Source organism: Candidatus Thioglobus sp., from assembly GCA_028228555.1.
Lineage (GTDB): Bacteria > Pseudomonadota > Gammaproteobacteria > PS1 > Pseudothioglobaceae > Thioglobus_A.
The window spans coordinates 59,552-67,022 of the sequence record JAOJBP010000007.1 but is presented as its reverse complement, the minus strand read 5'-3'; the positions used below and the strand labels follow the sequence as shown (position 1 = coordinate 67,022).

The window sequence follows — 7,471 nt, the reverse complement described above, 5'->3', positions numbered from 1 at the left end:
TTTTTTTATTAATTAAAGGGGAAGAGAATGAACAAGTCAGAATTAATTGATGCAATTGCATCAGCAGCAGATATTTCAAAAGCAGATGCAGGTCGCGCACTTAACGCTACTACTGATGCAATAACTGGTGCTATGGCTAGTGGTGACGGTGTACAGTTAACAGGTTTTGGTTCATTTGTAGTTAGAGACCGTGCAGCACGTACTGGACGTAACCCACAAACTGGTGCTACGATTCAAATTAAAGCTTCTAAAGTTGCTGCATTTAAAGCAGGTAAGGCACTTAAAGATGCAGTTAATGGCTAATCGTTAGTTACTAACTTCAGAAAAGCACCTTAGGGTGCTTTTTTTATGTCTAAAGTTTGGTAAAATGCTGTTTTAATTTAAGGGGATATTTATGGAACGCACTTTATCAATTATTAAGCCAGACGCAGTTGCTAAGAATGTGATTGGTCAGATTTACACTCGCTTTGAAGATGCCGGTTTTAAAATAGTAGCATCAAAAATGCTTCATTTAGATGACGAATTAGCAGGTGGTTTTTACGCTGTACATAAAGATCGCCCTTTTTATGGTGAGTTGGTTGCATTTATGACTTCAGGACCGGTAATGGTTCAAGTGTTAGAAGCTGATAATGCAGTTGCTAAGCATCGTGAAATCATGGGCGCTACAAACCCTAAAGATGCGGCAGCTGGTACAATTCGTGCTGATTTCGCTCAGTCTTTAGATGAAAATGCAGTGCATGGTTCTGATTCGCTAGAAAATGCAGCCATTGAAATTGAGTACTTTTTTGGTACAGACGGCGTTTGTCCTAGAACGCGTTAATTTTTTTTATTTGGTATTAATCAAATAGCACAGTCTTTCTGTGCTATTTTTATTTATGGAAAACAAAATAAATCTTTTAAGTCTTAATCAGAAATCACTAGATGAATTCTTTGCAAAGCTGGGTGCAAAATCTTATTGTACTAAGCAATTAATGAAGTGGATTTATAAAGATCACGTGTTTGATTTTGATCAAATGCTTAATCTTAGCAAAAAATTAAGAGAAGAGCTTAAAGAGGTTGCCTGTATTGAATTTCCAAAAGTTGTTACTAAAAATCATGCATTAGATGGTGTTATAAAATGGGTAATTGAAACCGGCAGCGAAAACCACGTTGAAATGGTCTACATTCCTGAAAAAGATCGAGGCACTTTATGCATCTCCTCGCAAGTTGGCTGCGCTTTGGCTTGTACGTTTTGTTCGACTGGTTACCAAGGTTTTAATAGAAACCTTTCCACAGCAGAAATAATTGCCCAAGTATTGATTGCTAATTTGCATTTAAACCCAGTTGGAAAGCGAATCTCTAACGTTGTCTTTATGGGTATGGGCGAGCCATTACTTAATGAAGAGGCGGTTTATAGTGCTTGTGATTTATTATTAGATGATCTTTCATTTGGTTTATCTCGTCGTCGAGTGACTATTTCCAGCTCTGGTGTTGTACCTGCTTTAGAGAGAATGAGTGAGCGAGTTCCAGTAAGTTTAGCTATTTCTTTGCATGCAGCAAATGACACTTTACGTGATGAGCTGGTTCCTATCAATAAAAAATACCCTATTGAAACATTGATGAAAGCATGTGATGTATATTTGAATGCTGGCACCCAAGAGCGTCACATTTTATTTGAGTATGTGATGTTAAAAGGTGTGAATGATTCTTCAGAGCATGCCAAACAGCTTTCTAAACTTTTAAAAGGGGTTTCTGCTAAAGTTAATTTAATTCCTTTTAATCCTTTTCCACAATCTGATTATGAAACTTCTAGCGTTAGGACGATTGAAAGTTTTCAAAATATTTTATTCTCTAATGGTATTCGAACTATGACTAGACGTACCCGTGGCGAAGATGTGGATGCGGCTTGTGGGCAGTTAGCAGGTAAAGTGAAAGATAAAACTAAACGAGCAGATGCTAGACGGAATTGATTACTATCCTAGAAAGAAAAAACGCAAACCAAGAATGAAAATTTGGGTTTTAATGCTGAGTTTTTTTATTTTGGCGGCTTATGGATATCAATACCTTGAATTACCGGTTGAAAAATCAAAAACTGATACTTTGATCGTTATTAGCAAGGGAAAAAAGCAAGTCGAAGAAAAGACGAATAGCGTTATAATTAAATCTAATAATACTTATCAAGTTGAAACTGATCGCCGAGTTAAAAGCGATAAAGGTCTTGATGAATTGATTCAAACATTTAAACAGCAATGAAACCAATACATACCATTACCAGGAGAAAATCTCGACAAATCTTTGTCGGTAATGTCGCTGTGGGTGGTGATGCTCCAATTTCTGTACAAAGTATGACTAACACAGAAACAACAGATGTCGCTGCTACGGTTAGACAAATTAAGGCCATTGAAGAAGCTGGTGCAGATTTAGTCCGTGTTTCTGTGCCAACGATGCAAGCAGCTGAAGCTTTTAAGGAAATCAAGAAACAAGTTAACATTCCACTGATTACCGATATTCATTTTGACTACAAAATTGCACTTAAAGTGGCAGAATATGGCGCCGACTGTTTACGTATTAACCCGGGAAATATTGGCCGAGAAGATCGAGTTCGTGAAGTGGTTGCTTCAGCTAAAGATCACGGCATTCCAATTCGTATTGGTGTTAATGCTGGCTCGTTAGAAAAAGATTTGCAAAAGAAATATACCGAGCCCACGCCTGAGGCAATGGTTGAATCAGCATTTAGGCATATTGACATCTTAGATCGTCTTAATTTTGATAATTATAAAATTTCACTAAAAGCTAGTGAAATATTCATGACGGTTTTTGCCTACAAGCAGCTTGCCTCTCAAATTGACAACCCACTTCATCTTGGTATCACCGAGGCAGGTTCTCTGCGCTCTGGTACGGTCAAATCATCAGTTGGTCTAGGCTTATTACTTGCTGAGGGAATTGGTGACACTATTCGTGTTTCTCTGGCTTCTGATCCAGTAGATGAAGTCCGCGTGGGTTTTGACATTCTTAAATCATTAGGTCTAAGGCAAAAAGGTGTTAATTTAATCGCCTGTCCTTCATGCTCTCGTCAAAAATTTGACGTCGTTAAGGTGGTGAATGAATTAGAGTCTCGCCTAGAAGATATTAGTGAGCCAATTGATGTTGCTGTTATTGGCTGTGTTGTGAATGGCCCGGGTGAGGCAAAAGCAGTTTCAGTGGGTCTTACAGGTGGCGAGCCAAATTTGATGTATGTAGAGGGTAAGACGGATCAAAAGGTCAGTAATGAAAATTTAGTTGACACTCTAGAAGAAAAAATTAGAGCGCAACTCAAACTTGGTTTAGATAATTTATAGTTTTTTTGAGCGTCTATAAACTCGGTATCGATAAATAAACTGAATACTAAAATAGCCAATTACTGCGCTGACGATTGAAACTATTAAACAGCCCAATAAGAATGGCTGCCAAATACTATCAAATACTTGCCAAACATATTCAAGTGACATAACAAAATCAGCCTCGATTTGAACACCAAGTAACCAAGCACCTAGCTTATAGCATCCATAATAAATAGGCGCCATGGTAAGCGGATTGGTGATCCAAACTAGAGCAATGGATAAAGGTAGGTTAGCACTAACAATAACAGCAGCTGGTGCAGCAAGTAGCATTTGAAATGGGACAGGAGTAAAAGCAAAAAACAAACCCACTGCAAAAGCTTTAGAAATTGATTTTCGATTGAAATTCCATAAACTAGGATCGTGCAAATGCTTACTAAGCCAGCCTAGGCGTTTGTTATTTTTAACCTCATTAGGGTTTGGACTATAACGCTTTAATAGTTTTTTCATGTTTTACTAGCAGCAATAATTGCTTTAGCATCTAAACCATATAATTCATGAAGTTGAGCTTGCGTACCTTGTTCGGTAAATATATCAGGCAAGCCAAGAATTTTAAATGAAGTATTTATGCCTTGTTGATGGAAAAACTCGCTAACACTACTACCGGCACCCCCATGAATTGCATTATCTTCAATAGAAATAAACTGAGTATGAGACTTAGAAAGCTCAAGTAATAGCGTCTCATCTAATGGTTTCACGAAACGCATATCAACCACGGTTGCGTTGATCGACTCTGCCGCTTCTAGAGCGTTATTTAGCATGGTACCAAAAGCAAGTATTGCAATATTAGAGCCTTGACGAACCACGTCAGCCTTGCCAATTTGAATTTGCTCTGAACTAATGTAATCTTCAATAACTGAAGTGCCCCTTGGGTAGCGCACACAAAATACACCTTTAGTTTCAAATGCGGTATTAAGCATTTGATACATTTGAGCTGAATTGCTCGGAGACATAACAACTAAATTTGGAATACAACGCAAAAAACTTAAGTCAAAACTACCAGCATGAGTGGCACCATCAGCGCCAACCAGTCCCGCTCTATCAATAGCAAAAACTACATTTAAATCTTGCAAGGCAATATCATGAATAAGCTGATCATAGCCTCGCTGTAAAAAAGTAGAGTAGATAGCTACAATTGGTTTAAACCCTTGTACAGCTAATCCACCTGCAAAAGTAATGGCATGCTGCTCGGCAATTCCCACATCGAAATACTGCTCAGGGAAATCCCTTTCAAAATCGCTCATACCTGAGCCGGTACACATAGCGGGAGTAATGGCGATTAAATCTGTATTTTGCTTGGCGGTATTGTTAATCCAGGCACCAAAGACATCGCTATAGCTAGGTAACGTATTGGCCTGAGATTGTGCAGGCGCCACCCCGTGAAATTTACAAGGATCTTTTTCAGCACTCTCAAGACCATAGCCTTTCTTAGTAATAATATGTAATAAACGAGGCTTTTCTTGTCGTTTTAAGTTCTGTAAGGTTTTAATTAATGTTGGAAGATCATGACCATCAATCGGTCCAAAATAATCAAGCCCTAATTCTTCAAACAAAGTGCTCGGTAACACCATGCCTTTTAAATGTTCTTCGGAGCGTCTGGCAAATTCATGAATCATGGGTACTTTTTCAAGAAAATCCAGCGACTTGGTTTTCATGGTTGAGTACACTTTTCCAGAGATGAGCTTGGTCAGATACTTATTCATGGCACCAACATTTTTGGAGATGCTCATGTCATTATCATTCAGAATAATCAGCAAATCAGCATTTGAGTCACCTGCGTGATTAAGTGCTTCAAATGACATACCACCTGTTAAAGCGCCATCACCAATTACAGCAATTGATTTTTTGTCATTATTATGCAAACGATTACCAATAGCAATGCCTAGTGCGGCGCTAATTGAGGTAGAAGAATGTCCAGCACCAAAGCTATCGTGCTCACTTTCACTGCGCTTGGTAAATCCTGAAAGACCGTCTTTTTGGCGTAAAGTAGACATCTGCTTGAGTCGACCAGTTAGTATTTTATGGGTGTAGGCCTGATGACCCACGTCAAAAACAAAGCTATCTTTAGGTGTATCAAATACGTAGTGCATAGCAAGTGTCATTTCAATGGTGCCAAGATTTGGCGCTAAATGCCCACCTGTTGTTTGAATAGTTTGAATTAAAAAGGCTCGAATCTCATCTGCCAAGGATTGTAGCTGATCTAAGTCAAGCTTTTTGATATCCTGTGGTGAGTGAATTTGATCGAGCACGCTAATAAAACTTTGTTGCAAAGATACTTATTATACGTGAGTAGGTTAATTAACTACTAAGAAGGGTGATGATTTTTATGCAAGGAATCTCTTTGAAATAGAATAGTTTATTATTTATTTATCAAAGTCTCGAGCACTGAATTTCGCTTTAGGATGAATGGATTTCATAAGAATTAGAGTTTTTCATTTTTGTAATCAATGATTTTACAAATAACCCCATTTTATATATTGAAATTATACGTTTGCGGTAAAATAGATTTTTTTGATGAGTTGTTAATTTTTTTATGTTTTCAGTTTGCGCCTTGTATCAATTTGTCCGTTTAGATGATTTCAAAGAGTTCAGAGAGCCTTTGCGCGCATTAATGGTTAAGCTAGAGATTAAAGGCACAATCTTGTTAGCTTTAGAAGGTTTGAATGGCACAATATCAGGCACTCAAGATTCAATTAATCAATTACTAGATTTTTTAGATAAAGATGGACGCTTTAATCAATTAGAAATTAAGTTTTCTCAAAGTAAAGAGTTGCCCTTTAAGCGCCTAAAAGTAAAACTAAAAAAAGAAATTGTTACTTTGGGTGTGTCAGGAATTGACCCTAAAGAGTCAGTAGGTACTTATGTATCTCCACAAGACTGGAATGAATTAATCAGCGATCCTGATGTTATTTTGATAGATACCAGAAATAACTATGAATATGAAATTGGAAGCTTTAAAGGCGCCATCAACCCTGTTACTGAAACTTTTAGAGAGTTTCCAGAGTACACTAAGAACAATTTAGAGCAATATCGAGGCAAAAAAGTAGCCATGTTTTGTACCGGCGGTATTCGTTGTGAAAAATCAACCGCTTATTTAAAAACTCAAGGCTTTGACACGGTTTATCATCTTCAAGGTGGCATTCTAAAGTACCTTGAACAAATGCCAAAAGAGGGTAGTCTATGGGAAGGTGAATGCTTTGTTTTTGACGATCGTGTCGCCGTTAAGCATAATTTAGAGCAAGGTCAATATGATCAATGTCATGCTTGTCGCTACCCAATTACCGAACAAGATAAGACACACAAGTACTACGAAAAAGGCGTATCTTGCCCAAGATGTCATGGCTCAAAAAGTACAGATCAAGTCAGCCGCTATCGCGAAAGAGAAAAACAAGTTCAGCTAGCCAAAGCAAGAGGGGAAGATCATATTGGCGATAATGCTAGCCAGGTTATTGCTGCTAAGGCCAAGAAAAAAGCACTAAAAATAACAAATAAAAATAAAAATGTTTAATCGTCAAGATATTCCAAAACTCAAACAAGACTTACTGATCGAATCAGATCTTCTGGGCCACAAGCTCAATTTAAAAACTCGTTGGGGTGTATTTAGTCCAAGAGCGATTGATGACGGTACCGTTATGTTTATGAAATATCTTGATATTGCTGAGGACGATAAATGCCTAGATTTGGGTTGTGGTTATGGCCCTATTGGACTTAGCGTTGCTAAATCCTGTCCTCAGGGTGAAGTGCACATGGTGGATAAAGATTTTGTGGCTGTTGAGTTGTCAAATATCAATGCTGAGCTTAATCATATTAATAATGCCCAAGCTTATTTATCTGATGCATTCTCAGCTGTTGGTAAGCAAAATTATTTTGATCAAGTGATATCTAATGTCCCTGCGAAAGTTGGCAGAGAGCAACTAAGTATTATATTGTATGATGCGTATGATGCGCTTAAACCCGGCGGAAAAATTACTTTTGTGACTATTAATGGCCTACGACATTTTATTAAAGATAACTTTAAATCAGTTTTTGGTAATTACAAAAAACTTAAACAAGGACAAAAATATACAATTGCTCAAGCAATTAAATCATAAAAGCTTAATATACGAGTAAAATAC

At 37.6% G+C, this 7,471-nt stretch carries 9 protein-coding genes; 7 read left to right on the top strand and 2 right to left on the bottom strand.

What is annotated here, in order from left to right:
* The first annotated feature begins 27 nt into the window (after window positions 1-27).
* The 5 genes from N9Y32_05000 (at window position 28) to ispG (ending at window position 3,317) form a co-directional block, all read left to right on the top strand.
* Window positions 28-303, top strand: coding sequence for an HU family DNA-binding protein (locus tag N9Y32_05000; protein ID MDB2590370.1), 276 nt, complete (start codon window positions 28-30; stop codon window positions 301-303).
* Window positions 304-394: 91 nt separating this feature from the next.
* Entirely contained in the window at window positions 395-820 is a 426-nt protein-coding gene (ndk, locus tag N9Y32_04995) for a nucleoside-diphosphate kinase (protein MDB2590369.1), read from the top strand.
* A 55-nt stretch (window positions 821-875) separates the two neighbouring features.
* Window positions 876-1,949: a 23S rRNA (adenine(2503)-C(2))-methyltransferase RlmN gene (gene rlmN / locus N9Y32_04990; protein ID MDB2590368.1), complete on the top strand. Its 1,074-nt coding sequence runs from the start codon at window positions 876-878 to the stop codon at window positions 1,947-1,949.
* Complete coding sequence (locus tag N9Y32_04985) at window positions 1,933-2,232, top strand: hypothetical protein (GenBank protein MDB2590367.1); 300 nt, start codon at window positions 1,933-1,935, stop codon at window positions 2,230-2,232. Before rlmN ends, N9Y32_04985 begins: the two co-directional genes overlap by 17 nt.
* The gene (ispG, locus tag N9Y32_04980) at window positions 2,229-3,317 is read left to right on the top strand and encodes a flavodoxin-dependent (E)-4-hydroxy-3-methylbut-2-enyl-diphosphate synthase (protein MDB2590366.1); all 1,089 of its coding nucleotides are present in this window, start codon (window positions 2,229-2,231) and stop codon (window positions 3,315-3,317) included. Before N9Y32_04985 ends, ispG begins: the two co-directional genes overlap by 4 nt.
* Here the strand turns inward: ispG and N9Y32_04975 are convergent.
* On the bottom strand, window positions 3,312-3,806 hold the full coding sequence (locus N9Y32_04975) for a DUF2062 domain-containing protein (GenBank protein MDB2590365.1): 495 nt from the start codon (window positions 3,804-3,806) through the stop codon (window positions 3,312-3,314). The genes ispG and N9Y32_04975 overlap by 6 nt on opposite strands.
* A complete protein-coding gene (gene dxs, locus N9Y32_04970) occupies window positions 3,803-5,626 on the bottom strand; it encodes a 1-deoxy-D-xylulose-5-phosphate synthase (GenBank protein MDB2590364.1) in 1,824 nt (607 codons plus the stop codon). The genes N9Y32_04975 and dxs overlap by 4 nt, the downstream gene beginning before the upstream one ends.
* Before the next feature lie 263 nt (window positions 5,627-5,889).
* On the opposite strand from dxs, the gene N9Y32_04965 reads away from it, so the two are divergent.
* Both N9Y32_04965 and N9Y32_04960 read left to right on the top strand, forming a co-directional pair.
* Window positions 5,890-6,864 (top strand): rhodanese-related sulfurtransferase, encoded by a 975-nt coding sequence (locus N9Y32_04965; protein ID MDB2590363.1) that lies wholly within the window; start codon window positions 5,890-5,892, stop codon window positions 6,862-6,864.
* On the top strand, window positions 6,857-7,447 hold the full coding sequence (locus N9Y32_04960) for a methyltransferase (GenBank protein ID MDB2590362.1): 591 nt from the start codon (window positions 6,857-6,859) through the stop codon (window positions 7,445-7,447). The genes N9Y32_04965 and N9Y32_04960 overlap by 8 nt, the downstream gene beginning before the upstream one ends.
* The last annotated feature ends 24 nt before the right edge of the window (window positions 7,448-7,471 follow it).